This window comes from Cellulomonas septica, assembly GCF_012396155.1.
In the GTDB taxonomy this organism is placed as follows: Bacteria; Actinomycetota; Actinomycetes; order Actinomycetales; family Cellulomonadaceae; genus Cellulomonas; species Cellulomonas septica.
This window is the reverse complement of sequence record NZ_JAAXOY010000525.1, coordinates 1-2563: the sequence shown is the minus strand read 5'-3', so window position 1 is coordinate 2563 and position 2563 is coordinate 1. Positions and strand designations below refer to the sequence as shown.

The window sequence follows — 2563 nt, the reverse complement described above, 5'->3', positions numbered from 1 at the left end:
GGTCCGTGAAGGACGCGGAGGTGTCGACGACGACGAGCACGTGGTCTCCCACGACCGCGACCGACGTCGGCTCGGCGTGCTCGCCGACTCCCAGTCCTGCGTGCAGGTCGAGCGTGCCGAGGCCCGCACGACGGGGACGGGTACCTCCCGCACGGGGGTGCCCTCGCCGCCGACGACGCGCGCGACGTCCTCGGCGTGCAGGACCTGCGGCGCGGCGATGTTGAACGCACCGCGCACCTGGCGCACGACGGCCTCGCGGTAGGCGGCGCCGACGTCGTCGGCGTGCACGGCCTGGAGCCGGACGCCCGCGGGCCACGGCAGCACGGGCACCTTGCCGCCGAGGATGCGCTCGGGCACGAACGGCCCGAGGAACAGGCCGGTGATCTCGTGCCCGGCGGCGCGCTGGAAGATCAGTGCGGGCCGCAGCCGCGCGACGGCCAGGTCGGGGTGCGTCTCCTCGTACTCGTCGAGCAGCCGCTCCTGCGCGGCCTTGTCGACGCTGTACTGCGAGCTGCGCACGCCGTCGGTCGCCCAGCCCTCCGACCGCGGGACGTCGTCGGGGGCCGGCGAGTACGCGCCGACCGACGACGCGGCCACGACGTGCGGGACCCCGGCCCGGACCACGGCCTCGAGCACGCGACGCGTCCCCGTGACGTTGACGTCGGCGAGCCGGCGCCGGTCGTGGCTCGGCTGGATCGCCCACGCGAGGTGCACGACGGCGTCGGCGCCCGCGAACACGCGGGCCAGGTCCGCGACGACCTCGTCGTCGGGCACGCGCGCCCCGATGTCGACGGGCACCCACGACGCGACGTCGTACGGCGGGGGCGGCGTGGTCCGCGGCGTGCGCCGCGCGACACCCACGACGGACGTGACGGTCGCGTCCTCGCGCAGCCGCCGCAGGACCGCCGTGCCGACGTTCCCGCTGGCACCGACCACCACGACCCTCATGCCCCGCCCCCGCCTCGACTCATGCGCCCGGGTCCAGGACGACCTTGATGCAGCCGTCGTCCTTCTTCTGGAACATCTCGTACGCCCCCGGGGCGTCCTCGAGCGGCACGCGGTGCGTGCGCAGGTCGAGCACGCCGAGCGGGTCCGCGGAGTCGGCGACCAGCGGCAGGATCGCGTCGGTCCAGCGGCGGACGTTCGCCTGGCCGAACCGGAACGTGAGCTGCCGGTCGAAGATGTCCATGAGCGGGAACGGGTCGACGGCACCGCCGTAGACGCCCGACACGGACACCGTGCCGCCGCGCCGCACACCCTCGATCGCGGTGCGCAGCGCCGCGAGCCGGTCGACGCCCGCCTTCTCCATGAACGACCGCGCGACCGCGTCGGGCAGGACGACCGCGGCACGCTGGGCACCGGCGGCCACGGGCGACCCGTGCGCCTCCATGCCGACGGCGTCGATCGCGGCGTCCGCACCACGGCCCTCGGTGAGCTCGCGCACCGCCTCGAGCACGTCCTCGCGCGCGTCGACCACCTCGATCCCGTGGCGGCGCGCCATCTCGAGCCGCTCGGGCACCAGGTCGACGCCGATGACGCGACCCGCACCGCGGTGCCGCGCGATCCGGGCGGACATCTGGCCGATCGGCCCGAGGCCGACGACGAGCACGCTGCCGCCCGCCGGGATGTCGGCGTACTCGACGGCCTGCCACGCGGTCGGCAGCACGTCGGACAGGTAGAGGTACCGCTCGTCGGGCTCGCCGTCGTCGGGCACCACGACCGGGCCGTAGTGCGCCTGCGGCACGCGCAGGTACTGCGCCTGCCCGCCGGGGACGCTGCCGTACAGCGACGTGTACCCGAACAGCGCCGCGCCCTTGTCCTGCTCGTGCACCTGCGTCGTCTCGCACTGCGACTGCAGCCCGCGGCGGCACATGAAGCACGTGCCGCACGCGATGCCGAACGGCACCACGACGCGGTCGCCGACACGCAGGTTCCGCACCCCCGCCCCCACGGCCTCGACGACGCCCATCGCCTCGTGGCCGAGGATGTCGCCCTTGTCGAGGTACGCCCCGAGGAACCCGTACAGGTGCAGGTCGGACCCGCAGATGGCCGTGGACGTCACGCGGACGATCGCGTCCGTGGGTTCCTGGATCGTCGGGTCGGCCACCGTCTCGACCGACACCTTCTCGCGGGCCTGCCAGGTGAGGGCCCGCACGCTCAGCCCTCCCGCGGGTTGAGGTTGGCGGGGTCGGCGTCGGGGTCGTCGTACCCGGTGCCCTCCTCGCCGGACGCGGACGCACCGGTCCGCGGGTTCAGCATGCCGGGGTCGGCGTCCGGGTCGGGCGTCTCGCCCTCGACGGACCGGGCCGTCGGGGTGCTGGTGTCGTCCGGAGGCAGCGTGCCGTCGTCGGGGGTGGTGGGGGTGTCGTCAGGGCTCGTCATCTAGCCACGGTCACACCGTGCGCGGCATGGCGCATCTCGAGCGGACGCGCGCGCGACGGGCACGGTCCCGGCCGACCGGTGCGCACCGGCGACCGCTCCGCGTGCGCCCCCGACGGCCGGGCGTCACGATGCGTCCATGCAGGTCCCACGCCGCGCGGGCCTCGGCGTGCTCCTCGTCGCC

At 75.1% G+C, this 2563-nt stretch carries 3 protein-coding genes; all 3 read right to left on the bottom strand.

Annotation, left to right across the window (positions count from 1 at the left end):
* Nucleotides 1–948: NAD-dependent epimerase/dehydratase family protein (locus HGA02_RS16050; protein WP_246247918.1), on the bottom strand; the 948-nt coding region annotated here is incomplete at its 3' end.
* Nucleotides 949–967: 19 nt separating this feature from the next.
* Nucleotides 968–2155 carry an alcohol dehydrogenase catalytic domain-containing protein gene (locus HGA02_RS16045; protein ID WP_168680092.1) on the bottom strand — a complete coding sequence of 396 codons (1188 nt, stop codon included), beginning with the start codon at nt 2153–2155 and terminating at the stop codon, nt 968–970.
* Between the two features lie 2 nt (nt 2156–2157).
* Nucleotides 2158–2382: a hypothetical protein gene (locus tag HGA02_RS16040; RefSeq protein WP_168680091.1), complete on the bottom strand. Its 225-nt coding sequence runs from the start codon at nt 2380–2382 to the stop codon at nt 2158–2160.
* Between the last annotated feature and the right edge of the window lie 181 nt (nt 2383–2563).